The following is a 26,429-nucleotide window of genomic DNA, read 5'->3' as shown; positions in this document are numbered from 1 at the left end:
GACACAAATCGACTGCTATTGTTCACCATTCGAGACATCCGACGATGATCGAAGCAGCCCCCGCATTTGCCGCATCACGCTTTGGCCTGGGATTGCAGCCCGGCGCTGCCGACCATCTCGCCGACGATCCGGTCGGCGCGTTGATCGGCGAGGCCGAAACGCAATCGCGCCTGCCGCAGGATGCCAGCCTGCCGCAAACGTCCGCCATCCTCTTCGAAGTGCGGTCGCATTTTGCCGCCATCCGCGAGCAGATGAAGGCGCTCGAAAGCGCCCTTGGAAAAACCGGAAACACCACCGCCATTCCCGCCGCCGCAAGCGGCGCCGGCATGGGTGCCAGCACGGCCGCAGGCGGCACGACATCCAGTGTCGCGGCCTTGCAGGCGGCGCTGGATGCAGAGCGCTTGAAGAAACCGCAACAGGCCCATTACGACGCCGCGGTCGACGCTCTGTTCGCACGATCGCAGCAGGCACCGATCGGCTTCTTCGAGCGGCTGGTCAGCTTCTGGTCGAACCATTTCGCGGTCGAAGCCGATCGCAGCAGCATGACCCGGGCCAGCGTCGGCGCCTATGAGCGCGAGGCGATCCGCCCGCATGTGCTTGGCCGCTTCGAGGACATGCTGTTCGCTGTCGCCCACCACCCGACCATGCTCTTCTATCTCGACAATGCGTTATCGGCCGGAATCCACAGTCCGATCGCCAAGCGCCATCCCGGCAAGTGGGGGCTCAACGAGAATTACGGCCGCGAATTGATGGAGCTGCACACGATCGGCGTCGATGGCGGCTACGACCAGGCCGATGTGCGCGCGCTCGCCAATGCGCTGAGCGGCTGGACGGTCGCCAACAGCTTGAAAAAGCGGGCGGGCTTTGGCCAATTCATATTCAATAAGGCGATGCATGAACCCGGCGTCGTCACCTGGATGGGCGCGACATTTGCACAGCCGGGCGAAGCGCAGGCCAGCGCGATCATCCACCGGCTCGCCCATCATCCAGCGACGGCAAAGCATCTGGCCTTCAAGCTCACCCAGTCCTTCGTCGCAGACGATCCGCCGGACGATCTCGTCGCCGATCTCGCAGCGGTCTTCGTCCAGAGCAAAGGCGACCTCGGTGCGGTGACCCGGGCTCTCGTCAGCGATCCGCGATCCTGGGCGGCGCCGCGCACCAAGCTGCGCACGCCGCAGGAATTCGTCTTTGCGGCGGTCCGCGCTCTGCCGGTCGACACGACGCCGAAGGATCAGAGCCGTGCTCTGAAAGTGCTCGGCCAATTGCCCTGGTCGCCGCTCTCGCCGGCCGGTTATCCGGGCGACTCGCAAGGGTGGCTTGCCGCCGACGCAATGACCAACCGGCTCGACTTTGCGCAGTTTCTCGCTGCGCGCGCCAAACCCGTCGCGCCGCGCACGGTCGCGGCGGAGGTCCTCGGCGATCTGATGTCGCCGCAGACGAAGCAGGCGATCGAGCGGGCCGAAAGCCCCCGCCAAGCCTTTGCCTTGCTGCTCATGAGCCCGGAATTCCAGCGGAGATAGCGTCATGGAGACCTGCAGCTACGCGGCCGTCAGCCGGCGCAAGTTTCTCGTCGGGGCCAGTGTCTTTGCCAGTTGGGCGGTGATGCCGAAGGCCGGCTTTGCCGGAACCCGCGACCCGCGCTTCGTCGTCGTCATCCTGCGGGGCGCTCTCGACGGCATGGCGGCCGTCGCGCCGATCGGCGATCCCAATTATCGGGCCTTGCGCGCCGCTCTGGCGCTCGGCGAAGCCGGCAAGGACGTCTTGCCGCTGTCGGACGGCTTTTTCGCCCTGAACGAGGCGATGCCGCGCTTGCACCAGCGCTATCTGCAGCGCCAGGCGCTCATCGTGCACGCGGTGGCGACGGCCTATCGCGAGCGCTCGCATTTCGATGGCCAGAACGTTCTCGAAACCGGCTTGTCCGGCCCCGATTCCACCGCGGCCAGCGGCTGGCTGAACCGCGTTGCCAGCGCCCTGCCCGCCGGAAAGCCGATCCGAACGGCCGCGAGCCTGGCGATCGGGCCGACGGTGCCGATGATCCTGACCGGCCCGGCCGGCACGCTGACCTGGGCGCCGCAGAGTTTCCGGCCGGCCGGCGAGGACACGGCGATGCGTCTTGCGTCACTTTATGGCGAAACCGATCCGCAACTCGCCAAAGTGCTGTCGGAAGGGCTCGAAACCGACCGGATGATGGGACAGGGCCATTTCGACGTCGGCAAGGGCGAGGCCCGCGCCTTCCGACTGCTCGCCAATGGCGCCGCCAAACTGCTCGCCGAGCCCGACGGACCAAGGCTCGCAACGATCAGCTACGAAGGCTGGGATACTCACGTTAAGGAAGGCGCCGATCACGGCCGCCTGGCCAAGCTGCTCACAGCCCTCGATCTGTCGCTCGCCGACATGGCGACGACGCTCGGCCGGGCCTGGAACGACACCGTGATCGCCATCGTCACCGAATTCGGTCGCACCGCCTGGGTGAACGGCAATGACGGCACGGATCACGGCACGGCGACGACGGCCTTTTTGCTCGGCGGCGCCGTCAAGGGCGGCCGCGTCGTCACCGACTGGCCGGGGCTGCGCAAAGCCGACCTGCAGGACGGCCGCGACCTGAAGCCGACCACCGACCTGCGAGCGGTGTTCAAGGGTATCCTGCGCGATCATCTCGGCCTGTCCGAACAGGTCCTGGCGCGTGACATTTTTCCGGGAAGCCAGGCGGTCAAGCCGCTTCACGATCTCGTCATCTGACACCCGCCTGAAACTCCTGAGCCACGAGCCATTTCCGCGCCGTCGTGCTTTCCACAACATGACAGGTGATATATTCAGATACTTCGACGAAGGGGCGCCGGCGCAGTGAGGCAGAAATGGTTGTAAAAAAGGAGGATCTCCAAGGAGCCATCGACTCCATCGGCAATCGTGTCGACGAAATATGCGAATTTCTGCAAGAATTGGAGAGCGGCAAGCCGGTCGATGCGGAGGCGCTGGCGGAAGCGCAGCACGACTGCCGCAATGTAACCCAATCGATGGGCTCGTTGAAGCGGGTCTTCAATCGTCTGGAAACCCAAAAGGGCTGAGCCCGTTCCGCAACAACGGGCAAGGCAACGCCCAGTTCGGGTCAATCCCCGCTTGCAGCTTCCGGCGACGGCGCCATGTTGCAATCTGCCAGCGCCCGGCGACTCGCTCCTCAAAGCGCCGACCGGTCGCCACCGCCTGTTTTGACTGGAAGACTTTGGCCGATGAGTGGAATGGTCGCGACCGACATCGCTACCCGGGTCTGGAACCACACGTTCAAGCTCGACCCGATCGTACGCAGCCTGCTCGATACCGATTTCTACAAGCTTTTGATGCTGCAGATGGTTCGGGGACTGCATCCGGACGTTTCAGTGACGTTTTCGTTGATGAACCGGTCAAAGCATGTCCACCTCGCCGACATCATCGACGAGGACGAGCTGCGCGACCAGCTCGACTATGCCCGGCAGCTGACCTTTTCCAAGCGCGAGATGATCTGGCTCGCCGGCAACACCTTCTACGGCACCAAGCAGATCTTCCGGCCGGATTTTCTCGAATGGCTTGCCGATTTCCAATTGCCGGAATACGAGCTGCGCCGCGTGAACGGCCAGTTCGAACTCGACTTTCACGGCCCGTGGACCCACACGATGATGTGGGAAATCCCGGCGCTCGCCATCATCAACGAGTTGCGCTCGCGCGCCGTGATGAAGGAGTTCAAGCGCTTCGAACTCGACATCCTCTATGCCCGGGCCAAGGCAAAGATGTGGGGAAAGGTCGAGCGGCTGCAACAGCTGCCCGATCTCAAGATCACCGATTTCGGCACCCGGCGCCGGCATTCCTTCCTCTGGCAGCGCTGGTGCGTCGAAGCGCTGAAGGAAGGGCTCGGCGACCGGTTCATCGGCTCGTCGAACGTGCTCTTGTCGATGGAGACCGACCTTGAAGCGATCGGCACCAACGCCCATGAGTTGCCGATGGTGCTCGCGGCTCTCGCCGACAGCGACGCGGAGCTGCGCTTGTCGCCCTACACGGTGCTGGAGCAATGGCAGAGCTATTACGACGGCAACCTACTGATCGTTCTACCGGACACCTACGGCACCGGCTCTTTCCTCGCCCATGCGCCCGCATGGCTCGCCAAATGGACGGGCTTTCGGCCCGATTCCGCTCCGCCGATACAGGGCGGCGAGGAGATTATCGCCTGGTGGCGAATGATGGGTGAGGATCCGCGCGAGAAACTGCTGGTCTTTTCCGACGGCATGGATGCCGACACCATCGAACGAACCTACCGCCATTTCGACGGCCGGGTGCGGATGAGCTTCGGTTGGGGTACCAATCTCACCAATGATTTTCGCGGCGCCGCGCCCGAGCCGATGGGCGCGCTCGATCCGATCTCTTTAGTCTGCAAGGTGGCAAAGGTCGAAGGCCGCACCGCCGTCAAGCTGTCCGACAATCCGGCCAAAGCGAGCGGCGATCCGGAGGCGGTCGCGCGCTATAGGCGCGTGTTCGGCGAAACGCCCTATGAGGCGCGCGCCCTTTCGGTCTAGCGCGCCGTGCGTCCGACAGGACGCACAAAGGACGCGCACTCTGATTGATTCGACACGTCGTGTGGTCCGAAAATCGATTCCGACTTTCGGACCGACGCTCTAAGCTGGCGCCTTTGCGTCAGATCCAAGCACCGCCGGCGGGCAATCTGCCGGCCGCTGCGGCGGGCGGTCTCTCGTTGCCGTCATGCCGCGGGACGGTCGGATCGCCATGTCGCCGCTTGGCGGCGCAGATGCCGCGCGCAATTAGAATTGCAACGTTGCTGTTAAGCCCTCATTGTTCCCGCAAACAAGAATTGCAGGTGATTTCAAAACAATCATTGCGTATCGCTTCGATTCATCCGATCGGTCACGGGACCAGACGGCCTGGAGCGTCCTGCGTCCGATCGGACGCAAAATGGATACTCTAACTCTTTGAATTGACACATCTTGCTTTGTCGAAAAGCAATTCCGAATTTCAGGCCGATGCTGAAGCGGCGGGTGCGCCCTCTTTCTCACGCGAGCGCAGATTTCGATGACGAGAATCCCATTTCCGCACATTGATGCCTTGCCTATTATAATTTGGCTTATTATATTCCGGCCATGTTTCAGCGATCTGATCCCCCTCCGCGGCCGAGTCTCGGCTTTTTGCTCATTGACGCCGCACGCCTGATGCGCCGACGCTTTGCCGAGCACAACCGCGATATCGAGATGACAACCGCACAATTGCGGATCATTGCCCGCCTCTCCCGGCAGGAGGGGTTGAGCCAAGCCGCGCTCGCCGCTCAGGTCGATCTCGAACCGATGACCCTTTGCCGCCACATCGACCGGATGGTCGCGGCCGGCCTTGTCGAACGGCAGCAGGACCCGAACGACCGCCGCGCCCGCATGGTGTTCACCACCGCCAAGGCCCGCGAATTGATTGGACCGATGCGCGCCCGCGCCGATGTCATTTTCGAGGAAGCGCAGGCTGGCCTGTCGCCCGAGGTCCGCGCGACGTTGATGGAGGCGCTGGCAACGATCGTCGAGAACCTGTCGGACGACGCCAGGCCGTCCCGCTCGACCGCCCCATCGACTTCAAGCAAGACTGCGCGCGCCGAGACCCGTCGCCAACGCAGCCTGGCCGTTTCCGAGGAGACGCAGGCATGAACGTTCAGGCACGGAAAACCGATTTTGCCAATGCCAAGTCCTTGCCGACGAACGAGCGCAAGACCCCGGTCGATAAGAAATCCCCGGCCAACGATACACCGCCGAGCCCGCCGCGCGAGAGCACGGGCGAGGCCAACGGCACAGCAACCGGCAAGCCGGAAAATCCGCCCATAAAGCGACGGCCGATCCGCAAGCTTCTGATGATCGCCTTACCGCTGTTGATGGTCGTGAGCGGCGTCTATTACTGGGTCACCGGTGGACGCTATATCGACACCGACGACGCCTATGTCCATCAGGACCGCGTCACCGTCATGCCGCAAGTGTCGGGCCAGATCGCCAAGGTCGACGTCGCCGAGAACCAGCAGGTCAAGGCGGGCCAGGTGCTCTTCACCATCGACGACAAGCCATTCCGCAACACCGTCGAACAGGCCAAGGCCAATCTCGAAAGCGCGCGGCTGCAGGTCGAGAAGCTGAAAGCCGCCTATGGCCAGGCGGTGGTCGACGTCAAGACCGACCAGGATGCGCTCGCGACCGCTCAGACGACCTATGACCGCCAGGCCAAGCTGCTTAAGAACGGCGTTACCTCGCGCAGCGACTATGACAGTGCACAACTCGGCTTGCAAAAGGCGCAGGGCAATCTTGCCAGCGCCCAGCAGTCGGTGCTCGGCGCCAAGGCGGCGCTCGCCGGCAATCCGAACATCAAGACCGACGATCATCCGCTGGTGCTGCAGGCCCAGGCTGCCCTCGACGCCGCCAAGCTCGACCTTGCCCATACGGTGGTGACGGCCTCCGAACCCGGCATCGTCAGCCAGACGTCAATGCTGCAAGTCGGCCAATACATCACCCCGTCAACCAGCGTGATGACGATCGTCGAAGCCGGGAGCAGCTGGGTCGAGGCGAATTACAAGGAAACCGATCTCACCCATATGCGGGATGGACAACCAGTGACGGTGACCTTCGATACCTATCCTGACCGGGAATTCAAGGGGACCGTCGGCTCGATCGGCGCCGGCACGGGCTCGGAATTTTCGCTTCTCCCCGCGCAAAACGCCACCGGCAACTGGGTCAAGGTGGTGCAGCGGGTGCCGGTTCGCATCCATCTGACAAACGAGGATGCGCTGCCGCCGCTGCGAGCCGGCATGAGCGCCGATGTTACCGTCGACACCGGCCAGATCCGGGGCTTTCCGGATTTCGCCCAACCGGTGACCAAGCCGCTCGGCCTTGATGCCATGCTGGCCGATTATGCCGGCGTATCGACCGGCCATGATGCGGTGGCGACGGCTTCCGGCGCAACGATGCAGGACCAGGAAGGGGCCGCGGCCGCGACCCTCAACCCATGAGTGGGGCTCAGACCGGTCCGGCGGTCAATCCGGACACGGTTCCCAACAAGGGTTTGATCACCGTCTCGATCATGCTCGCGACGGTGATGCAGGTGCTCGACACCACCATCGCCAACGTCGCCCTGCCCAATATGCAGGGCTCGCTCGGCGCCTCGCAGGATCAGATCAGCTGGGTTCTGACGTCCTATATCGTCGCCGCAGCGATCATGACGCCGGTCACCGGCTGGCTGTCCGATCGAATCGGGCTGCGCGAGCTGTTCATCGCCTCATCGGCGGGTTTCGTCGCCGCCTCGATGGCCTGTGGCCTGTCCGGCAGCCTTAACGAGATGATCTTCTTCCGGCTGATCCAGGGCCTGTGCGGCGCGGCGCTGGTGCCGCTGTCGCAGACGGTTCTGCTCACCATCAACCGCAAGGAAGATCACGGCCGGGCGATGGCCATCTGGGGCGCCGGCATCATGGTGGGCCCGATCATCGGGCCAACCCTCGGCGGCTGGCTGACCGAGACCTTCAATTGGCGCTACGTCTTTTTTGTCAATCTGCCGATCGGCGCGCTCGCTCTGGCCGGCATGGTGTTCTTCCTGCCGAAGACCCCGACGCGCAAGCGCGGCTTCGACTTCTTCGGCTTTGCCATGCTGTCGCTGTTCATCGGGGCGTTGCAGCTCTTTTTGGATCGCGGCGAGCAGCTCGACTGGTTCGCCTCGGCCGAGATCTGGATCGAGCTCGGGCTGACGATTACCGGGCTGTGGGTGTTCACGCTGCATATCACCGGCCGCGAGCATGCCTTCATCGACCCCAAGATCTTCACCGACCGCAATCTCGTCTCGGCGCTGGTGATGATCTTCGTCGTCGGCATTATCCTGCTCGCCGGTTTGGCGCTGCTGCCGCCGATGTTGCAGAACATCCTCGGCTATCCGGTCGTCACCACAGGCGTGGTGCTCGCCCCGCGCGGCGTCGGAACCATGATCGCCATGCTCGTCGTCGGCCGACTCGTCGGCAACGTCGACACACGCGTCTTGATCTTCGTCGGCCTCGTTCTGACGGCGATCTCGCTGTGGCAGATGAGCGGCTTCTCGGTCACCATGGACGAGACCCCGATCATCGTCTCCGGCATCATTCAGGGCCTCGGCCTGGGGCTGGTCTTCGTGCCGCTCTCGACCCTCGCCTTTGCGACGCTCGAGCCGCGATACCGCGCCGACGCGGCCTCGCTGTTCAGCCTGTTGCGCAATATCGGCTCATCGGTCGGCATCTCGATCGTTACCGTCGAGCTCGCTCGCAACATCGCGGTGAGCAGCACCGGCTTGGTGGCGAACATCTCACCCTTCAATCCGAACTTCACCAGCCTTGCCAGCAGCATACCGCTGGATCAGCAGACGATGATGGCTGTCCTGTTCCAGGCGACCCAGGGTCAGGCGGCGATGATCGCCTATGTCGACGATTTCAAGCTGATGATGATTATCACGCTGTGCGCGATCCCGCTTCTGGCCCTGATGAGCCCGCCGAAGCCTCGCCAAGGCGGTGGCGACAGCGAGCCGACGATCGCGATGGAGTGATGCGCAGACCACATCCGCCGCCTCAGCGACGCCCGTCTCAAACATGCAAAAGGCGCCGGCGAATGATCGCCGGCGCCTTTTTGAAAGCTGAGGGGAAGAAGGCCGCAGCGCTGCCCGAAACAGGTTTGCGCGACCTTGCAGAGCGCCTCGAGCATCGTGATTTTGCGCCCTGAAGGATGCACGGCGAGCTCAAGCGGAATGCAATGAACCAGAAACGCCATTGCGGCGCTCCAAATCTTTGGCAAGCCGCATTCAGAGAGTTCGAGCGTCCTGTCTGCGTCCGATAGGATGCAGGGCGCTTAACGGGTGCGCGCGAGGAAGGGCGTGTCGATCCCGAGGGTCTGCATCATCGATAGCGGCGGGCGGCGCATGCCTTCGCCGTTCACCGCAGCCCGGCCGGTGACGCGGGAGGCCACGACGTGATCCATGGCGATGGCCGTGAGGCGCGAGCGATGCATTTCCAAGACTCCAGACCGGATGTTTGCTTATTTTGATGCACCGCACATAAATCGAAAATCCGCATCCACGAAGCGCTCGATTCTCAGGCCAGCCATGCAGATTGGGCATGGCCGGCGGCAATCTTCGTGCAATGATTCGTCGCTAGGCTGTTCCCCCTCACGCAAAGCCTTGCGATCGTCGTCACCAACGCCCGCCGCAAGGGTCAGCCGACGTTGCGCACGTATTTCTCGTCGAGCGCATCGATCGCCGCGACATTCGGGCCCGACGAACTGGCTGGATCGAATTCCGAATCGAGATATTTCGCGACGATCGCCTTGGCCAGTTCCGGGCCGATCACCCGTGCCCCCATCGTAATGACCTGCGCGTTGTTGCTCTTGGCGGCCCGCTCGGCTGAGTAGGTGTCGTGGGTCAGCGCAGCGCGAATGCCCGGCACCTTGTTCGCCGAGATACAGACGCCAAGGCCGGTGCCGCAGCATAAGATGCCGCGATCGAAACGGCCATCGAGGATCGCGCTCACCGCCCGCTCCGACATCGTCGCATAGCGCTCGCTTGCGCTTTCGGCCGAGGGGCTGAGATTTTCAAACTCGACGCCCGCGCGGGTCTTCAGATAGTCGGCGACGGCGTTTACCAACGGCTGACCGGCGCTGTCGCCGGCGATCACGATCTTCATCAGGCTTCCTCCCAGATGCCAGGATCGGCCTTAGAGCGCCCTGCTCCGATCGGACGCAGGGCGCTCTAATTCTTTGAATTGGCGCATCGCGCTTTGCCGAAAATCGATTCCGATTTTCGGGCCGATGCTGGAACCGATCAATACGGAAGAAGTGACTCTGCCGGCCCACAAGGTCAAGCGACCGTCGCTTGGTCGGCACCGTGCATCGCCGCCGTCGACGATGCGGTGCGCGTTGCTACCAGGCGCAGATCTTGGTGTGGCTTTCCGTATTCGCCCAGCAGGCCGGGTCGTCGTGCTGGCGCAGATAGCGGCCCGGCAACGGTACGTTTCGGCCCGTGCCGTAATCGGCGTAACCCGAGGCGACGCCCTTGCTGTCGATGAGCAGGGAAAAGCCCGGCTTGCCCTTTGCTCGGATCTCGAAACTGCCGTCGGCATCCGTTGCGCGGAAGTCGCACGGATAACTGCCGTCGCCGGTGGTAAAACAGCGCGCCGGCTTGGCCGCGGCCGGTGCCGGAAGGCTGGCAAGCCCAATCGCGGCCACCGTTACGGCGACCAGAGCCATTCCTCCGTTGCCCATGATCATGGCCCTCCTTGCCAATCGCCCCGCTCGCCACATCAGCGCGCCCTGCGTCCTATCGGACGCAAAAAGGTCGCTCTAAGCCTTTGAATCGATGAATCGTGCTTTGCCGAAAATCGATTCCGATTGTCTCGCCGATGCTTTAGGCCGAGACGACGGCAAACGGCAGGGCCCATCTGGTCACGTCCCGACTGGTAAGGCAACAAGACGGCGACCGGCCCAAACAAACGATCGCCGTCCCAATCCCGTCAGCGGGTCAGGCGCTTGTAGGTCGGCCGCTTCGGATTGACCGATTCCGGCCCGAGGCGACGGATCTTATCCTGCTCGTAGTCCTCGAAGTTGCCCTCGAACCACTCGACATGGCTGTCGCCTTCGAAGGCCAGGATGTGGGTCGCCAGCCGATCGAGGAACATGCGGTCGTGGCTGATCACCACGGCGCAACCCGCATATTCCTCCAGCGCATCCTCCAACGCGGTCAGCGTCTCGGTGTCGAGATCGTTGGTCGGCTCGTCGAGCAGAATGACGTTGGCGCCGGACTTCAGCATCTTGGCGAGATGGACACGGTTGCGCTGACCACCCGAGAGCGTGCCGACCTTCTGCTGTTGGTTTGGACCCTTGAAGTTAAAGTTGCCGACATAGGCCCGCGAGTTCATCTCGTATTTGCCGAGCTTCATGATGTCGACGCCGCCGGAGATTTCCTCCCAGACGTTCTTGTTGGCGTCGAGATCGTCGCGGCTCTGGTCGACATAGCCGAGATCGACCGTTTCGCCGACACTGATCGAACCGGAATCGGGCTTTTCCTGGCCGGTGATCATCTTGAACAGCGTCGACTTGCCGGCGCCGTTCGGACCGATGATGCCGACAATCCCACCGGCCGGCAGCTTGAAGGAGAGGTTCTCGATCAGCACCCGGTCGCCGAAACTCTTGGTCAGGTTCTCGACCTCGATCACTCTGCTGCCGAGGCGCTCGCCGGTCGGAATGACGATCTTGCCATCGGCCGGTTTGCGGTTCTCGGCTGCCTCGACCAGCTCGTGATAGGCGCGAATACGCGCCTTCGACTTGGTTTGCCGGGCCTTGGCGCCCTGCTGGATCCATTCGCGCTCGCGGCTGATGGCGCGCATGCGGGCATCATCCTCGCGCCCTTCCTGCTCCATCCGCTTCTGCTTCTTTTCGAGATAGACCGAGTAGTTGCCCTCGTAAGGGACGCCATGGCCGCGATCGAGCTCGAGAATCCAGCCGGTGACATTGTCGAGGAAATAGCGATCGTGGGTGACCATCAGCACCGAGCCTTCATACTCGCGCAGGTGCTTTTCGAGCCAGAGAATGGTCTCGGCGTCGAGATGGTTGGTCGGCTCGTCGAGCAGCAGGATGTCCGGCTTCGACAGGAGAAGCTGGCACAGCGCGACGCGGCGGCGCTCACCACCGGAAAGCGGCCCGATCTCGGCGTCGCCCGGCGGGCAGCGCAGAGCATCCATCGCCATCTCGACCTGGTTTTCCAGATCCCACAGATTCTGGGCGTCAATGATGTCCTGGAGCTTGGCGCCCTCATCCGCCGTCTCGTCGGAATAGTTCATCATCAGTTCGTTGTAGCGATCGAGGATCGCCTGCTTGTCGGCGACACCCTCCATCACGTTCTCGAACACCGTCTTGTCCGGATTGAGATGCGGCTCCTGCGGCAGATAGCCGACGGTCGCCCCCTCGGCCGCCCAGGCCTCTCCGGTGAATTCCGCGTCGACACCGGCCATGATCTTCAGCAGCGTCGATTTACCGGCGCCGTTGGGGCCGAGAATGCCGATCTTGGCATCCGGGTAGAAGGACAGATGGATATTGTCGAGAACCTTCTTGTTCCCATAGGCCTTGGAAAGGCCGGACATGTGATAGATGAACTGGCGAGCCATGGCGTGCTGCCTCTTTCCTGGCGGAGGTTTTGAAGAAGTTGCGCCGTCTCTAAGCCATCGCGGGTCGATCGGCAACGGTCGGCGCCACCTTCGCGCATCGCCTGTGCCGGCCCCCGTCACCGATTGTTAACGACGTTTCGAGCCGTCCTTGACAAAATCAGCGGCAAAATCGGGCCGTTTCGCCGCCGCTTTAACCTTCGTGATCGCCGACTTAACGGCGCCGGCGCCTGTCGAGCCGGTTCGTGCCGGATCAACGATCCCGCGATCGATCGCGGCCGGCTGCGCGCAGCGACCGCGGGATCGTTCCCGCCGGCCCTCAAATTTGAAGCAAACGCCGATGCCGCTGGATGTCCCATCGAGCCAACGCCGCGCGGCCCGGCGAGCGAGCGGCGTTACCGATCTCTCAACCTTGCTGACCGCTTAACGTTCTTTTTCGAATTTTGCCGATGCGGTAAAAAGTTCTTCAAGTAAAAACCTTCGACAAATTACGTCGAATTTGAATCGAATTGCCATTCGACATTTTTGCCGGAAGTAAAAATCCAATGTCAGTCTTCTCCCAACGGACGGGAGAATGACCATGAACAAGATCAGAAAACAACTCGGGCTAGCCCTTGGCGCCTTGGGCGCCTTTGGCTTGCTGGCCTCGGCCACGATGGCGCAAGCGGCAGCCTCGTCGCCGATGATCACCACCGGCATCACCTCGCAGCCGATCGGGCATTACGAGTTCTGCAAGCGCTACCCGTCGACCTGCACCTCCAATCCGACCACGGCGATGCTGAAGCTGACGCCGGCGAACTGGAAGCGCATCGTCGCAGTCAACAGCGCCGTTAACACCAATATTCTGCCGCGCACCGACCAGGAGGTTTATGGCGTCCCGGAATATTGGGCCTATCCGACCACCGAAGGCGACTGCGAGGATTTCGCGCTGTTGAAACAGTACATGCTGGAGCGCGAGGGCATTCCCCGCTCGGCTCTGCTGATCACCGTGGTGCGCCAGAAGAATGGCGACGGCCATGCCGTGCTGACGCTGCGCACCGACCAGGGCGACTTCATCCTCGACAATCTCGAGAACCGCATCCTGCCCTGGGAAGAGACCGACTACACCTATTTGAAGCGCCAGTCGGAAGCCAATGCCGGCAAATGGGTTGGCATCAACGACGGCCGCGAGCTGCTGGTCGGCAGCGTTCGCTGACGGCGAGCGCCGGTTCCCGCCGCCATGGCCCTTCGAACTTCGAAGGCCGCGTCACAAACAAGCGGCTTTCGAGCAATCGGCGGCGGATACATTTGCCCGGGGCGTCCCGTCCCGCCCCGGGCGTTCCAGGGGTCGGCTCGTTCGTTCCGAACGACCGGCCCCTGGTTCTTTCCGGAAAATCCAAAGCCATCGACCCGAAAACCGCGTCCGGTTTTCGGGTCGATGGCTTTGGATGATGGGGCTCGAGCCGCCGTGGCGACAACGCACCTATTCGAGATCGATATCGAGGATCGTCATCGTCAGATGGTAGGACAACTCGCCTTCGTCGGTGTCCTTGGCGATCAGTCCGACGAATTCGTCATTGATATACACTTCGGCAGAGTCCGTCTTGCGAGGCAGGCCGCGCACTGACAGATCGACGCCCGTGAACGTGGTCTTTAGATAGGCTTCGAGCTTGCGGATTTCAGCGGGGCTCAATGGTTTCTCCTCGCTCGGGTTTCGATATGAAGTAGCTAGAGCCCATCCCACTCAATTCGATGCCCTTGCACCGCAAAGCTTAAAAATCGAGAGAATCGGCTGATCGATCGTCACGAGCTGGTAAAATGACGTGACCCGCCACATGTGCTGTCATACGGTCGGAGCGCAGGGGCTGTCCAGCCTGCCAATCAAGCGATTTGGACTGCAGTCGCGCGTCGGCGCAGACACGCGCGGAACACGCTCAGTCTTCGCGATCGAAGCTCTGATCCATCTCCCGGGCCGGCTGATCGCATGAGGCCGAGCCAATCACCTTGGCCGGCACGCCCGCGACGGTGCTTTGCGGTGGCACTTCCTTCAGAACGACCGATCCCGAAGCAATCTTCGAGCAATTGCCGATCTTGATATTGCCGAGCACCTTGGCGCCGGCGCCGATCAAGACGCCCGAGCCGATCTTTGGATGGCGATCGCCGAATTCCTTGCCGGTGCCGCCAAGGGTCACGTCCTGGAGGATCGACACGTTGTCGCCGATTACCGCGGTGAAGCCGACGACGAGGCCGGTGGCGTGATCAAGGAAAATCCCCCGGCCCATCGTGGCCGCCGGATGAATATCGGTCTGAAACACCGCCGAGGAGCGCGACTGCAGATATAGTGCGAAATCGCGCCGACCGTTCTGCCACAACCAATGCGCCAGCCGATGGGTCTGGATCGCGTGGAAGCCCTTGAAGAAAAGCAGTGGTTCCAGGTAGCGCTCGCAGGCGGGATCACGATCGTACACCGCCTGAATATCCGTGCGCACCACCTCGAGAAAATCGGTCTCGGCGGCCAGCATATCGTTGAAGGCCTGCACGATCAGCACCGCCGGCACATCGGGATGGTCGAGGCGCTGCGAAATGCGATGGACCAGCGCCGCCTCGAAGCTCGGCTGGTTGAGGATGGTGGCATGAACGAAGCTCGCAAGCACCGGCTCGGCGGCCACCACGTCTTCGGCTTCCCGGCGGATTTCCGCGAAGATCGGATCGACGGCTTTGATCCTGTCGACGGCCTTCGTGCTCGCGACACTCATGGCATTCTCCGTGGCTACAGCATCGGCCCGAAAATCGGAATCGATTTTCGGCAAAGCCCGATGCGTCGATTCAAAGGGTGAGAGCGACCTTTCCGCGTCCGATCGGACGCAGGGCGCTCTAAAGCGCTCCGGGCATCGCCCGCTGCGCTCAACGTTGGGCTTTGATCTAAGCGATCGGCCCGCCAAGGGAAAGAGAAACTGCGGCAAGGCGTCGCCCGATTCGCTTTGAGAATTTCGCGATGGTGACGTGAACGTCACTCAAACCGGCTCGTCGAGGAACGCCAAGACGCGCTTTTTAAAGGTGCGATCGCCGACCGCCAGCATGTGGTCGCGCTTGGCGATGGCGAAAACCTCGGCCCTCGGCATCAAGGCCGCCAGCGGCTCCGGCGCACCGGCGATGTCGTCTTCCGTGCCGACCCCGATCAACACCGGCTGGGTGATCTTGGCGACATCGTCTTCGCTGAGCTCGTCGCGCGAGGTCTCGATACAGGCGGCAAGCGCCAGCCGATCGCTGTTGGTCCGTTCGGCAAAGGCCCGGAACATCCGGCCGCGCGGATGGCTGACGTCATCGAGCGAGGGCGCGCGCAGCGCTTCGGCGATCGGGTCCCAGTCGCCGACACCCTCGACGAGCCCGATGCCCAGGCCGCCGAGGATCACCCGCTCCACCCGTGCCGGTTCGGCGAGCGCGGCAAAAGCCGAGATCCGAGCGCCCATCGAATAGCCAAAGAAGGTGGCCGAGTTGATGCCGAGATGGTCGAGCAAGGCGAAGCCGTCCGCCGCCATCTTGTGCGGCGTGTAAGCGGCAGGATCTTGCGGCTTGTCGCTCGCGCCATGGCCACGATGGTCGAAAGCGACGACGCGGTAGCCGGCTTCGGTAAGGGTCTGAACCCAGCCCGGCTCGATCCAGTTCACCCGCATCGAGGAGGCGAAGCCGTGGACGAGCAGCAGCACCGGCGCGGCGCGTTTTCCCTCATCGAGAAAGGACAGGCGCAAGCCCTCATGGGTGAAGCTCTCAGTGGCCATCAACAAACCTTTCGTTTCGAGCCGGTCCGGCATTTGGCTGCCAGCGTCGTCGCTGAAGCAAGCCCGCCGGTCACCCCATCGGGTCTCAGTCCCCAGGCTCGCCTGGCAAGGGCGCTGCATCCGCCTGTTTGGCGGATGCTGTAGCGTAGCGGAAGGCGGCTGACACCCCCTGTTCTTTTTCGTCATGCGGCACTATGGTCCGCCCACATCAAGGCAGGACAGTTTCGAAGGTCTCAGAGTGCCATGGCCGGTCATCCGATCCCGCATTTCCAGAACGACGCCGGACACGCGACGATCCACGTCGGTGTGAAGGAGTTCATGTGCTGCGGCGCCAACCCGCCACACGACCATCCGCACGTTTTCCTCGACATGGGCGACGATGCGGAAATCGTCTGCAGCTACTGCTCGACACTTTATCGCTACGACCCGGCTTTAAAGGCCGGCAACACCAAGCCTGCCGGCTGCGTCTACGACGAAGCCGCCTGAACACCATCACGGTGAGCGCGCCGCGCGGCCCTCATGCTGCGGGCGCAGATGAATGCGATCCGATCCATCATGATCCGCGGTGACACGCCGCCAGGCAGCCCACAGATCGCCATCGTCGGCGCCGGCATCGCCGGCCTGACCGCCGCGCTTTGTCTTGCTCGCGTCGGATGGCGCGCGATGATCTTCGAGCGCGCCGCCGCGCTCGAAGAAGTTGGCGCCGGGCTGCAGCTTTCACCGAACGCGCTGTCCGTCATGGCCGAACTCGGCCTGCTGCCGGCGCTGACAAGCATCGGCGTCGAAGCCGATCGGGTGACGCTCCTCGCCCACCGCAGCGGGCGCCGGATCGCCGCGGTGCCGGTCGCGGCGAGCGACGGGACGCCCTATCTCTCGATCCACCGCGCCGATCTGCAGTCCGCGTTGCTTTCGGCGGTGCAGAGCAACCCCGCCATCACGCTGAGGCTCGGACCCGCCTGCACAGGCTGGACCGCCGATTCGGACGGCGTCACGCTCAGCTTTGAAAACGGCGCCGGCTCTTTTCGCGCTGCCTTGGCGATCGGCGCCGATGGCGTTCGCTCCGCCCTCGCCAAGGCGCTTGGCGCCGAGCCGGCCGCACCAACCGGTGCCACCGCCTGGCGCACCACCCTTTCCGCCGACGCTCTGCCGTCTCCCGCACAGGGCGGACCGGCCGAAGCCTTGACCGGCATCAACGCCTGGCTCGGCCCAGCGCGCCATGCGGTCGCTTATCCGATCCGAGCCGGCCAGGCGGTCAATCTAGTGCTGATCACACCGGATGAAGCGGCCGAGCGCCCAGCCCGCCAGCAACTTGCCGGCTTTGCCACCTGGGATGGCCGTCTCGCAGCGCTGATCGAGCGCGCCCCGGCGCCGACCCCCTGGCCGCTCTTTGCCACCCCCAAATCCCGCCGCTTCGTCGGCGGCGGCTGCCGCATCGCGCTGATCGGCGATGCCGCCCATGCGATGGCGCCCTATGCCGCCCAAGGGGCGGGAATGGCGATCGAGGATGCCGCGGTCCTGGCCCATGCGCTGGCCGAAACCGGCGATCCGATCGCGGCCACCCGGCGTTACGAAATCGAGCGTCGGCCCCGGATCGACAAGGTGCGCCGCCGGGTCGGCTTTCACCGCTTCGTCTATCACCTGCCGCCGCCCTTGTCGTTCGGCCGCGACGCGGTGCTGGCCCTACGCCCGAAATCGGCATTGAGGGCCGATCTTGCTTGGCTTTACGACTGGCGCTCGCCCAGGCTTACCTAGGGAAATATTTCGCCCGCTAGATATTATTCCCAGCCAGCTATGGAACACCTTCGCCCCATCGCCGTTCTTGCAAACCCGAGCCGCGAAGAACAGCGGCGCCGGACACGGCCGACGACCTCGGCACCGCGCTGGCGCCATAAAGATGCGGAATCCATCGGGAAGGGACTGAAACGCGAAGGTCTATCTTCAATGCCGAATATCAAACGCAGCGGAAAACTTCTTGGCATCGCCGTCCTCGCAGCGTCGACCGCGCTTAGCGGCCCGCTTGCAGGCGTCGCCAACGCCGCCGCCCGTCCGTCGCCGGCAAGTGCCGACGCCGCCAACGGTCCAATCCTTCTCGCCCAGGCCGAAACGCCGGACGAGCTGCAAAAACGCCTCATGAAGGCGGCGAAGGAGGGCCAGCGGAAAAAGCAAAACGACGCTGCCGAGAAGAAGCAAGAGCGGCAGGAGCCGGCCCAACAGCCGAAATCACAGGCGCAGCACGCGGCCCCTGCCGAGGAGCCGCAGCCGCGGGCAAAGCCGGCCGAGACGCCTCGGCAAGAGCGCAAGCGGCAGCGCGAGCAAGCAAGCCCAAACCGTCAGGAAGAGCAAGCACGCCCGGCTCGACAGAAAGAACCCGCTCCGCAGGCCGCGGCACCGGCGCAGCGTGAAGCTCCTGCCGAGAAGAAGGCGGAGCCGTCGATCTTTTCGCCGGATGCCCTGGACCAGGTGAAGGCGAAACGTCGCGAGGGCAAGAAGGCCGAAGCGCCCGCCCCGGAAGCGCGGCCCGCAAATGAACCGGTGCCGGCTGAAAAGCCCGGCAAAAGCGAGCCAAGCGCACCGGTCCCGCAGGAGGCTCCGGCCAAAGCGGGCACCACGGCACCGGCTGCGGCAACCGCAACTGAACCTCAGACCCAGGCTGCGCCGAAACCCGCCGAACAGCCTGCCGCCAAGCAAAGCGACGCAGAACGCCTGAAGAGCCTCGGGATCGGCAAGAACGGCATCTTTGCACCGAACAAGCCGAGCACCAATCAGACCGCGACGGAGCCCGCAACGCAGCCGCAGACGCCGCAGGGCACCAGCGGGACGGCGACGGCACCGACCAAGGAAGCGCCTGCGACGACAGCGGAGCAGCCGCCGGCGCCAAAGCCTGTGCCTGCCAAGTTGCAGAACGAGCCGGTCAAGCCCAACGCCGTCAGCGCCAGCGATGCGCGCGTCCAAAAGCTCGCGCAGCCGGTGCAGATTACCCCGATCACCGAGGAAGAGGGCCAGCGCATCGAGCCGCCGGCAACGGATCGGCGCGATCGCAACGGGCGCCGGGATCGCCGGCGGGACGCGGCGCGTTTCGATCCGGCGCGCGGCGAATTGCCTCCGGGCGTCAAAGTCGTGAAGCGCGACGACGACGGCCGGCAGATCCTGTCGATCGTCGGCGCAGGCATCGCCGGTGCGGCGGCAGGGGCGGCTGCGGCCTATTTCATCAAGAGCGACAATGACAGCCGCATCGCCGTCGACTCGCGCGAGAGTTATTATGATCGCCTGCCGCAAGGTCGGGTGCGCCAGACGGTGATCCGTGACAACGGTGTCAAGGTCGTCACCGTCACCAATCGCTATGGCGAGATTATCCGCCGCTCGCGGATCGAGCCCGATGGCCGCGAGGTCGTGCTGTTCTACGATCCTTACGCCCGTGATGATCGCCAGCCGACCTACGAGGTCGATCCGGGTCGCGATCTGCCGCCGCTGCGTGTCGACATCCCGGAGGACGAGTATATCGTCGACACGTCACGCCCCGACGAAGAGCTCTACTATCGCACGCTGATTGCGCCGCCGGTCGAAACGGTGAACCGGATCTATTCGGTCGATGAAGTGTTGCGGTCGCAGCGCCTGCGCGCCAAGACGCGCCGGATCGACCTCAGCACGATCAATTTCGACTTCGGCTCGGCGCAGATCACCGAGAGTCAGGTCGGCAAGCTGCAGGCACTCGCCGAGGCGATCAACAAGATCGTCGACAAGAACCCATCGGAGACCTTCCTCGTCGAAGGCCATACCGACGCGGTCGGCAGCCAGCTCGCCAATCTCGACCTGTCTGACAAGCGAGCCGAAGCGGTCGCTGCGGCCCTGACGAAATATTTCGACGTTCCGCCGGAAAATCTCGTCACCCAGGGCTATGGCGAAGAAGGGCTGAAGGTGAACACCCAGGCGCCGAACCGCGAAAACCGCCGGGTCACGCTGCGCCGCATCACCCCACTGGTGAGGCCGATCGAGACCTCGCGGAACTAAGGGGCTCCAACGTCCTTTGTGAAACGGGCCGGTGCTTCGTTGCCGAAGCGCCGGCCCGATCATTCTGGTGTGCCGCATATCGCGATCACGATTGCCGCAACCTCCGTCCATGTCATTTGAAGCTCTCAGGCCCACCGGCCGGACATCGATCCCAACGGCCAGGGGCGATGCGAGAGCGGAGCGGAAACAGTCATGAGCCTCGCCGATAAGATCACCCTCGTAACTGGCGCCGCCGCCGGGATCGGCCGAGCGATCGCGCTCAAGCTTGTCGCCGATGGCGGCCGGGTCGTCGCGATGGATACTGACGAGGCCGGCTTGGCGGCGCTTGCCGAGGGCAGCGGCGACGCTGGGCGTATCCTGACCATCACCGGCGACGTCGCGAATGAGACCGATGTGGCCGGAGCCGTGCGCAAAAGCGTCGAGCGCTTCGGGCGGATCGACAATGTCGTCTGCAATGCGGGGATCATGGAGCGCGTCGCGGTCGAAGATCTCCCCTACGAGGATTGGCACCGTGTCCTCGACGTCAATCTCTCGCAGAGCTTCCTCTTCGCCAAACATGCGGGCGCCGAGCTGCGCGGCAACAACGGTGCCATGCTGATCGTCACCTCGACCCGAGCCTTCATGTCAGAGGCGGAGACCGAGTCCTATTCGGCGACCAAAGGCGGCCTCTTTGCCCTCACCCATTCGCTGGCCGTCAGCTTGGCGCCCGACGTCCGCGTCAATGCCGTCGCGCCCGGCTGGATCAACGTCTCCGGCGAAGAGCTGCGGCCGGTCGATCATGCGCAGCATCTCGTCGGGCGGGTGGGCGAGCCACGCGACATCGCCGAAGCCGCGAGCTTTCTCCTTGATGGCGAGAAGGCCGGCTTCATCACCGGCCAGACGCTGATCGTCGATGGCGGCATGACCCGCAAGATGATCTACGAACACTAGAGCTGACTGCGTCCTATGGGACGCAGAAAGGTCACTCTCACCCTTGGAATCGATGCCTCACTTTGCCGAAAATCGACCCCGATTTTCACACCGATATTTCAAGGCCGCGGGCGGCGTCCATGCAAAAACGGGCGCTGACCGTCTCCACTTTCAAACCTCTGCGAGATTCCCTCAATCGTCGTCTTCGTCGGGATGGCGGGGCTGTTCGGCCGAGAGAAAATCGCCGAACGCCGCCAGTGGCTCGATATAACTCGCAAATACCTTGATACAGACCATCAGCGGCACGGCGAGGAACATCCCGACGACACCCCAGATCCAGCCCCAGAACGCCACCGACAGAAACACTGCCGCCGCGTTCATCTCCAGCCGACGGCCGACGATCATCGGCGTCAGGAACTGGCCCTCCATCGTCGTGCAGGCAAGATAGAGCAACACCGGCACCAGCGCTTCGCTGACACTTCCGAAATCTGCCAGCGCGATCACGCCAACCAGAGCCATGCCCATCAACGAACCGAGATAGGGGATGAAGTTGAGCAGCGTCGCCAGCGCGCCGAAGACGATCGGCGTCGGCATGCCGACCCACCACAGGCAGGTGCCGACGGCGATGCCGAGACAGACATTGATCAGCGTGATGGTGAAGAGATAACGCGACAGCTCGCGCTCGATATCATGAGCGATGTGGAGGGCGCGTTTCTTGTCCGACAGCGTCGGCATCGCCCGCACCAGCTTGCTGTAGAAGAGGTCGCCGGAAGAGAGAAGAAAGAACAGAAAGATCAGCGAGAAGGCGATCGACGCCAGGATTTGCGGCAGCGCCTGGGTGGCGTTGTCGAGCAGGCCGGGGTTTTTGACAATGACTTCCTGCGGCTTGTCCGGCTGCGGCACCTTCGTCTTATCGGCCGACGCTGCCTTTTGCACTTCCTGCTGCGCGGTCTGAAAGCGGTTCAGCCGATCGCGCATGGCCCGCAGTTCACTATCGACAGCGGACGCATAGCGCGGCGCGTTGTTGACAAGGTTCGTGATCGGATCGCTCAGCATGTAGAACCCAAGCACCAGCGCCATGAGCGAGCCGACGACGAGCATACCCGCCGAGATCGGCTCCCAAATTCTCAGCCGCCGCCGCATGAAGCGGACAATCGGACTCATCACGAGGGCAAAGAGCACCGCCAGGATCACCGGCAAGATGAAACTCGCCACAAGGTAGAGCGCGCCGAAGAACAGGATCAGGAAAATCCCGATCACCGCCCAGCGCGGGCCGTTTTGAAAATGCTGTGTGTTGACGAGGCCGATGGTCGGGGAGATGGTGGTGGAGCGTGGCTCGCTCCGCCTCGCGGCTTCCTTTTCCGACGACAAGGGACCCCCCAATTAGGTTATCCGGAGATAACGGCGCCGTGACACCCGGGTTCCCTTGCGGCCCCTCGGCGGTTTGTAGCCGCAACCAGATGCAAGGAAGAATTGCAGTTCACGTTCAAAGCGCTGAAACACTGCGCGGCTGCTGACGCTATCGCGGCACCGGGACGAGCCCTGACGAAACCATCTTCAGCTTCCAGTGGGCCGCTTGGGTATCGTCGAGTTTCAACTCGCTGGTCAGATGGACCAGACGGTCGCGGTCAGTGCCCTTCGCCGTGCAGAAGCGGTCCTGCAGATAGAAGGGCGGGATCGACTGGTAATAAAGCGTCGCCTCGACGTCAGCGACTGCGCGCGGCAGGCTTTTGAGGTCGATCTCATAGGTCACGGTGTCACCGCCGCCGGTCTTGTAGTCGGGATCATCGCCGACCCCCACGGGCGATGTGTCGTGGGCGAGCGCCTCACCTTTTGAACCAAGCGCATTGGCGATCTTCAGCCGCTCGGCGAAGGGCAGGTAGCCCGACGGCAGGATGCGATTGTCCTTCACGTGACCGCAGATCGACAGGAAGCTCGTCGTGAGCGCGCCCGCGGGCTCGGCCCCGTGGCCGCAGTTTTTCGGCCCCGAGGGTGCCGGCGCCGAAACCAATTCCTGATAGATCTGCGCTTCGCTTTGCGCGGTGATGATCTGGAAATGCGGTTCATGCCGGCGCTCCAGCGGGGCGATGCGGGCGGAGCAGTCCGGCTTCCACCATAACTCACCCGGCAGCGGCTGACCGTCGCCATCGACGATCACGCCCGCCTTGTTCGTCCCCCCTGAGGTCCACAAGGGCTGCTGGTCGGCATCCAGTGCCCGAAACTCGATGAAAGCCCGGCGAAAGCCGACGCCGGAGGGAAATTTGTGGCCGACTTTGGAATCGATCCGCACTTTGGCGCGCAACCGGTCGCCCTCGCGCGAGACGCCGATCACCGCGATCGAGGCCGAGAGGTTCTGGGCGTTGTCCAGCATCTTGGCATAGGTGGTCTCGATATCGGCGATCCCTTTCTTGACCAGCATTGGATCTTCGACCGCGATACCGAGAAAATCAGGAAACTGCTTGGCCATCTCGATCAGGAAGACATTGAGGCCGACAAGCGTATGGAGGGCGAAGTTCTTGCGGCGCTCGACATCGATCGCCGCCGCCCCGAGGCCATTGTCCACCTCGGGAAAATTGCTGTGCTCCTGGATGCTGGCGATCTTGGAGACCAGCGGGTTGCCGGCCGCGTCGTGGCTTTGCATGTGGCAGCCCTGACAGCTTTCGGCCTTGGGCCCGGGGCCGCCCGGCAGTGTCTTGTTCGCCGTCACACCCGTGCGATAGTCGGAGAACGCCCATTCCGGATAGGTCGTCTGCTCGAATGTATAGCCGAGCGGCGTTCCCTCATCGAAGATCGGCAGATGCACCGTGTGACAGCTGCCGCAGACATCCGATTTCAGGAATGTGTCGTCATGTTCGGGCTGAATGCCGAGGGCGTTGTGCATCGGCGTTGTCTGCGGTTTGACGAAGGGTCCTTTCAGCTTATCGGCCGGGCCGACGAAGTAGCTGCCGGTAAAGGTGCGGGCAAAGCCCTCGGCAAGCTTTTTCGGATTGAGCAGATCCTGCCGCGCAACGACGCATCGGCTGCTCGGGTCCAGCTTGGCCTTGATCACGTCGGCATCCTTGAAGACGGCATGATGGCAGGCGCTGCAGGAAATGCCGTCGCGGGCGAGCGCGCCGAAATCGGCGTGCGGCGCTGATGGGTTGTCCGGCGGATAGGGCACGGCATCGACCGTGGAGCGTTCGAAATCCGGGCAGCTCTTCTCGCCCTTGGCCAACGCGTCGAGCTGAAACTGGCGCTGACCCTGGATGCCGTGACAGCCGAGGCAAACCGACTGGACCTCGGCGGCTTTTTCCGGATGAAACGTCTGCGTCTCGCTGGCGAGCTGCGAGAAGAAGATCGGGTCGCGCCCGGCCAGCCCCATCGGCGAATTGCGCCAGGTGCCATAGGGCGACATGTTGATCATCTTCGTACCGTCGGGATTTAGATCCGGATCGAGCGGCGCCGGCTTGGTCATGTCGTATTGCAGCCCCGTACCGCCGGCGTCGTGGCATCCGACGCATTGGTCCGAGGTCAGAAACTGGCTTTTCGACGTCGTCTTGACGTGTTCCTTGACCCAGACGACGTCGTAGCTCGCCGAGGGCATCTTCAGCGCGTCCGCCGCGCGATCCGCCTTGCTGGCCGAGATGACATAGTTGAAGAGCGCCGCAACATCCGGATTGAGCATGGCTGGTGCCGGCTTCGGTTCGTCGACGGCCGGCGCGATGTCGGTCATCGCCTTATGATGCGGATCGCTGTCCAGATTGAGCGCGAAATCCTGCGACAGGAAGGCGATCGGGCGGCCGGGTTCGCCCTCGATATTGGTCAGGCTGGAAAAGGTCGAATGGTGCTTGGCCGAGGCGTGGCAGTTGAGACAATATTGTCCGAAGCCTTGATAGGGCAGGCCGTTGGTTTTGCGCGGCGGCCAATCGATATTGGCGGTCGGATCGTCGCTCCAGCCGTACCAACCCCAATACCAGCCATCATGGGAAGACTTCGCCGAGCGGACCATGAAGGCGGCGCCGTTGGTCGGCTTCAACATCAGCGGGTCATTCTTGGCGCAGAGCGCGGCCGGCGCCGGATACATCTCCTTGACGATCATCGACCCGTCCGGCGGTGAGGGCTCGACGGCCGGACGCTTGCTTTCGTCCTCCAGGCGGGCCTTCTTCAGCCATTGATAGAACTCCGGCGAATACCAAATCAGCACCGGGGCATGGGTACCACGGTCGGCACCGACCCAGGCGCCATTGATCAAGCTCGCGACATAGGGACCCGTATCCCTGACATATTTGTCCCGAACCCAGCCAGCCTTGGTGTTACGGTGGCAGAAGTGTCCGAAATATTGGTTGATCGCCTTCTCATATTCGTTGAGCGGCAGATCCGCGGGTTTGCGCACGACCGGGTCGAGTCGTTTGCACAAGGCCGGATCGGTCGGCACCTGCGGGGTATCCTGCAACGCCGCGCAGTTGGCTCGCACGGTCGAAACTGCAGTGACGGCGAGGAGAAACGCGCTCAACCAAATCAGCAGAGTCCTGGCCACGGCGCCTGCCCTCCCCGTTCAAATTTCCGCAACGGCAAGCATACATCGAATTTTTATAATTTAAAGTTGTATACGCCGATCGAGCTACCGGGAGCCCTAATCGAGCGTTAAGACCGCGCGCAAAAATCAAAGCGTCGACATCGCGGCAGAGACGCCACCGAGCTCGACGGGCGCGCAATGAAAAACGCCCCGGCCATATCCGTTGATGGCCGGGGCGTCGTGGACTGCCGGTGGTCGCAGACCTTTCGCCTGCCGGGCGGCGCGGCGGATCGCGCTCAGTGCAGGATCTGCGACAGGAAGAGCTTCGTGCGCTCGTGCTGCGGGTCGGTGAAGAAGGCATGCGGCTCGTTCTGCTCGACGATCTGGCCGGCATCCATGAAGATCACCCGGTTTGCCACCTGACGGGCAAACCCCATCTCGTGGGTGACGCACAGCATCGTCATCCCCTCTTCGGCCAGCCCCACCATAACGTCGAGCACTTCCTTGATCATCTCCGGGTCAAGGGCCGAGGTCGGCTCATCGAACAGCATCACCTTCGGGTTCATGCAGAGCGAACGGGCAATCGCCACGCGCTGCTGCTGACCGCCCGAAAGCTGACCGGGATATTTGTTCGCCTGCTCGGGGATCTTCACCCGCGAGAGATAGTGCATCGCAATCTCCTCGGCCTTCTTTTTGGGCATCTTGCGGACCCAAATCGGCGCGAGGGTGCAGTTCTCCAAAATGGTGAGATGCGGGAACAGATTGAAGTGCTGGAACACCATCCCGACCTCGCGCCGCACCTCATCGATCTTCTTCAGATCGTTGGTGAGCTCAATGCCGTCGACGACGATCTTGCCCTTCTGGTGATCCTCCAGCCGGTTGATGCAGCGGATGGTGGTCGACTTGCCCGAACCGGAGGGGCCGCAGATGACGATCCGCTCGCCCCGGCGCACGGTGAGATTGATGTCCCTGAGAACGTGAAACTCGCCATACCATTTGTTCACGCCGAGCATCTCGACGGCGATCTCGTCGGAGATCGTCATGGTCGTGGCCGGCTTGGTCTCGGCTGCGGCTTCGTGTTGGAGGCTCATGTCAGGAATCC

22 protein-coding genes are annotated in these 26,429 nt (G+C 63.0%); 12 read left to right on the top strand and 10 right to left on the bottom strand.

The window, feature by feature from the left end; all coding sequences use genetic code 11:
- Positions 1–44: 44 nt before the first annotated feature.
- The 7 genes from J1C48_RS06490 (at position 45) to J1C48_RS06460 (ending at position 8,556) form a co-directional block, all read left to right on the top strand.
- Positions 45–1,520: a DUF1800 domain-containing protein gene (locus J1C48_RS06490; protein ID WP_207256987.1), complete on the top strand. Its 1,476-nt coding sequence runs from the start codon at positions 45–47 to the stop codon at positions 1,518–1,520.
- A gap of 4 nt (positions 1,521–1,524) precedes the next feature.
- Positions 1,525–2,739, top strand: coding sequence for a DUF1501 domain-containing protein (locus J1C48_RS06485; protein ID WP_207256986.1), 1,215 nt, complete (start codon positions 1,525–1,527; stop codon positions 2,737–2,739).
- A gap of 116 nt (positions 2,740–2,855) precedes the next feature.
- Positions 2,856–3,065, top strand: coding sequence for a hypothetical protein (locus J1C48_RS06480; protein WP_207256985.1), 210 nt, complete (start codon positions 2,856–2,858; stop codon positions 3,063–3,065).
- 171 nt (positions 3,066–3,236) lie between these two features.
- Positions 3,237–4,541 carry a nicotinate phosphoribosyltransferase gene (pncB, locus tag J1C48_RS06475; RefSeq protein ID WP_207257154.1) on the top strand — a complete coding sequence of 435 codons (1,305 nt, stop codon included), beginning with the start codon at positions 3,237–3,239 and terminating at the stop codon, positions 4,539–4,541.
- 648 nt (positions 4,542–5,189) lie between these two features.
- Positions 5,190–5,666, top strand: coding sequence for a MarR family winged helix-turn-helix transcriptional regulator (locus J1C48_RS06470; protein WP_207256984.1), 477 nt, complete (start codon positions 5,190–5,192; stop codon positions 5,664–5,666).
- The gene (locus J1C48_RS06465) at positions 5,663–7,006 is read left to right on the top strand and encodes an HlyD family secretion protein (protein ID WP_231081641.1); all 1,344 of its coding nucleotides are present in this window, start codon (positions 5,663–5,665) and stop codon (positions 7,004–7,006) included. The genes J1C48_RS06470 and J1C48_RS06465 overlap by 4 nt, the downstream gene beginning before the upstream one ends.
- Positions 7,003–8,556 carry a DHA2 family efflux MFS transporter permease subunit gene (locus tag J1C48_RS06460; protein ID WP_207256983.1) on the top strand — a complete coding sequence of 518 codons (1,554 nt, stop codon included), beginning with the start codon at positions 7,003–7,005 and terminating at the stop codon, positions 8,554–8,556. The genes J1C48_RS06465 and J1C48_RS06460 overlap by 4 nt, the downstream gene beginning before the upstream one ends.
- A 299-nt stretch (positions 8,557–8,855) precedes the next feature.
- On the opposite strand, the gene J1C48_RS19095 is transcribed toward J1C48_RS06460, so the two are convergent.
- The 4 genes from J1C48_RS19095 to ettA all read right to left on the bottom strand — a co-directional run bounded on the left by J1C48_RS19095 (position 8,856) and on the right by ettA (position 12,160).
- Entirely contained in the window at positions 8,856–8,984 is a 129-nt protein-coding gene (locus J1C48_RS19095; protein WP_255679414.1) for a hypothetical protein, read from the bottom strand.
- Between the two features lie 233 nt (positions 8,985–9,217).
- Positions 9,218–9,685, bottom strand: coding sequence for a D-erythrulose-4-phosphate isomerase (gene derI / locus J1C48_RS06455; protein ID WP_207256982.1), 468 nt, complete (start codon positions 9,683–9,685; stop codon positions 9,218–9,220).
- A gap of 235 nt (positions 9,686–9,920) precedes the next feature.
- Positions 9,921–10,268: a hypothetical protein gene (locus J1C48_RS06450; protein ID WP_207256981.1), complete on the bottom strand. Its 348-nt coding sequence runs from the start codon at positions 10,266–10,268 to the stop codon at positions 9,921–9,923.
- Between the two features lie 242 nt (positions 10,269–10,510).
- Positions 10,511–12,160 (bottom strand): energy-dependent translational throttle protein EttA, encoded by a 1,650-nt coding sequence (ettA, locus tag J1C48_RS06445; protein ID WP_207256980.1) that lies wholly within the window; start codon positions 12,158–12,160, stop codon positions 10,511–10,513.
- A gap of 577 nt (positions 12,161–12,737) precedes the next feature.
- Between ettA and J1C48_RS06440 the strand changes: the two genes are divergently transcribed.
- Positions 12,738–13,352, top strand: coding sequence for a transglutaminase-like cysteine peptidase (locus J1C48_RS06440; RefSeq protein ID WP_425523489.1), 615 nt, complete (start codon positions 12,738–12,740; stop codon positions 13,350–13,352).
- Between the two features lie 267 nt (positions 13,353–13,619).
- Here the strand turns inward: J1C48_RS06440 and J1C48_RS06435 are convergent, their stop codons facing one another.
- The 3 genes from J1C48_RS06435 to J1C48_RS06425 all read right to left on the bottom strand — a co-directional run bounded on the left by J1C48_RS06435 (position 13,620) and on the right by J1C48_RS06425 (position 15,915).
- Complete coding sequence (locus tag J1C48_RS06435) at positions 13,620–13,829, bottom strand: DUF3126 family protein (protein ID WP_207256978.1); 210 nt, start codon at positions 13,827–13,829, stop codon at positions 13,620–13,622.
- A 241-nt stretch (positions 13,830–14,070) separates the two neighbouring features.
- Positions 14,071–14,892, bottom strand: a complete 822-nt coding sequence (gene cysE, locus J1C48_RS06430) for a serine O-acetyltransferase (RefSeq protein ID WP_207256977.1) — start codon at positions 14,890–14,892, stop codon at positions 14,071–14,073.
- Positions 14,893–15,150: 258 nt separating this feature from the next.
- Complete coding sequence (locus J1C48_RS06425) at positions 15,151–15,915, bottom strand: alpha/beta fold hydrolase (RefSeq protein ID WP_207256976.1); 765 nt, start codon at positions 15,913–15,915, stop codon at positions 15,151–15,153.
- Positions 15,916–16,158: 243 nt separating this feature from the next.
- On the opposite strand from J1C48_RS06425, the gene J1C48_RS06420 reads away from it, so the two are divergent.
- The 4 genes from J1C48_RS06420 (at position 16,159) to J1C48_RS06405 (ending at position 20,853) form a co-directional block, all read left to right on the top strand.
- The gene (locus J1C48_RS06420) at positions 16,159–16,401 is read left to right on the top strand and encodes a zinc-finger domain-containing protein (protein ID WP_207256975.1); all 243 of its coding nucleotides are present in this window, start codon (positions 16,159–16,161) and stop codon (positions 16,399–16,401) included.
- A gap of 69 nt (positions 16,402–16,470) precedes the next feature.
- Positions 16,471–17,667: an FAD-dependent monooxygenase gene (locus J1C48_RS06415; protein WP_207256974.1), complete on the top strand. Its 1,197-nt coding sequence runs from the start codon at positions 16,471–16,473 to the stop codon at positions 17,665–17,667.
- A 189-nt stretch (positions 17,668–17,856) separates the two neighbouring features.
- Positions 17,857–19,923, top strand: coding sequence for an OmpA family protein (locus tag J1C48_RS06410; protein WP_231081642.1), 2,067 nt, complete (start codon positions 17,857–17,859; stop codon positions 19,921–19,923).
- Between the two features lie 192 nt (positions 19,924–20,115).
- Positions 20,116–20,853, top strand: a complete 738-nt coding sequence (locus tag J1C48_RS06405; protein ID WP_207256973.1) for an SDR family oxidoreductase — start codon at positions 20,116–20,118, stop codon at positions 20,851–20,853.
- A 171-nt stretch (positions 20,854–21,024) separates the two neighbouring features.
- On the opposite strand, the gene J1C48_RS06400 is transcribed toward J1C48_RS06405, so the two are convergent.
- From J1C48_RS06400 to J1C48_RS06390, 3 genes are all read right to left on the bottom strand, one after another.
- A complete protein-coding gene (locus J1C48_RS06400) occupies positions 21,025–22,215 on the bottom strand; it encodes an AI-2E family transporter (protein WP_210345338.1) in 1,191 nt (396 codons plus the stop codon).
- A gap of 136 nt (positions 22,216–22,351) precedes the next feature.
- Complete coding sequence (locus J1C48_RS06395; protein WP_231081643.1) at positions 22,352–25,324, bottom strand: cytochrome P460 family protein; 2,973 nt, start codon at positions 25,322–25,324, stop codon at positions 22,352–22,354.
- Positions 25,325–25,623: 299 nt separating this feature from the next.
- The gene (locus J1C48_RS06390; RefSeq protein WP_207257150.1) at positions 25,624–26,370 is read right to left on the bottom strand and encodes an amino acid ABC transporter ATP-binding protein; all 747 of its coding nucleotides are present in this window, start codon (positions 26,368–26,370) and stop codon (positions 25,624–25,626) included.
- Positions 26,371–26,429: the final 59 nt, after the last annotated feature.

The organism is Jiella flava (genome assembly GCF_017349315.1).
Classification (GTDB): Bacteria; Pseudomonadota; Alphaproteobacteria; order Rhizobiales; family Rhizobiaceae; genus Jiella; species Jiella flava.
Note: the sequence above shows the minus strand (reverse complement) of the source record. Positions and strands in the feature narration are given on the sequence as shown.

Bases quoted from the DNA above. Each gene is read 5' to 3' on its own strand.
- J1C48_RS19095 (WP_255679414.1), bottom strand. From the start codon at position 8,984: ATGGATCACGTCGTGGCCTCCCGCGTCACCGGCCGGGCTGCGGTGAAC.
- J1C48_RS06465 (WP_231081641.1), top strand. From the start codon at position 5,663: ATGAACGTTCAGGCACGGAAAACCGATTTTGCCAATGCCAAGTCCTTG.
- J1C48_RS06490 (WP_207256987.1), top strand. From the start codon at position 45: ATGATCGAAGCAGCCCCCGCATTTGCCGCATCACGCTTTGGCCTGGGA.
- J1C48_RS06460 (WP_207256983.1), top strand. From the start codon at position 7,003: ATGAGTGGGGCTCAGACCGGTCCGGCGGTCAATCCGGACACGGTTCCC.
- J1C48_RS06390 (WP_207257150.1), bottom strand. From the start codon at position 26,370: ATGACGATCTCCGACGAGATCGCCGTCGAGATGCTCGGCGTGAACAAA.
- J1C48_RS06470 (WP_207256984.1), top strand. From the start codon at position 5,190: ATGCGCCGACGCTTTGCCGAGCACAACCGCGATATCGAGATGACAACC.
- J1C48_RS06415 (WP_207256974.1), top strand. From the start codon at position 16,471: ATGATCCGCGGTGACACGCCGCCAGGCAGCCCACAGATCGCCATCGTC.
- J1C48_RS06485 (WP_207256986.1), top strand. From the start codon at position 1,525: ATGGAGACCTGCAGCTACGCGGCCGTCAGCCGGCGCAAGTTTCTCGTC.
- J1C48_RS06440 (WP_425523489.1), top strand. From the start codon at position 12,738: ATGAACAAGATCAGAAAACAACTCGGGCTAGCCCTTGGCGCCTTGGGC.
- pncB (WP_207257154.1), top strand. From the start codon at position 3,237: ATGGTCGCGACCGACATCGCTACCCGGGTCTGGAACCACACGTTCAAG.
- J1C48_RS06450 (WP_207256981.1), bottom strand. From the start codon at position 10,268: ATGATCATGGGCAACGGAGGAATGGCTCTGGTCGCCGTAACGGTGGCC.
- cysE (WP_207256977.1), bottom strand. From the start codon at position 14,892: ATGAGTGTCGCGAGCACGAAGGCCGTCGACAGGATCAAAGCCGTCGAT.
- J1C48_RS06420 (WP_207256975.1), top strand. From the start codon at position 16,159: ATGGCCGGTCATCCGATCCCGCATTTCCAGAACGACGCCGGACACGCG.
- J1C48_RS06480 (WP_207256985.1), top strand. From the start codon at position 2,856: ATGGTTGTAAAAAAGGAGGATCTCCAAGGAGCCATCGACTCCATCGGC.
- derI (WP_207256982.1), bottom strand. From the start codon at position 9,685: ATGAAGATCGTGATCGCCGGCGACAGCGCCGGTCAGCCGTTGGTAAAC.
- ettA (WP_207256980.1), bottom strand. From the start codon at position 12,160: ATGGCTCGCCAGTTCATCTATCACATGTCCGGCCTTTCCAAGGCCTAT.
- J1C48_RS06405 (WP_207256973.1), top strand. From the start codon at position 20,116: ATGAGCCTCGCCGATAAGATCACCCTCGTAACTGGCGCCGCCGCCGGG.
- J1C48_RS06425 (WP_207256976.1), bottom strand. From the start codon at position 15,915: ATGGCCACTGAGAGCTTCACCCATGAGGGCTTGCGCCTGTCCTTTCTC.
- J1C48_RS06410 (WP_231081642.1), top strand. From the start codon at position 17,857: ATGCCGAATATCAAACGCAGCGGAAAACTTCTTGGCATCGCCGTCCTC.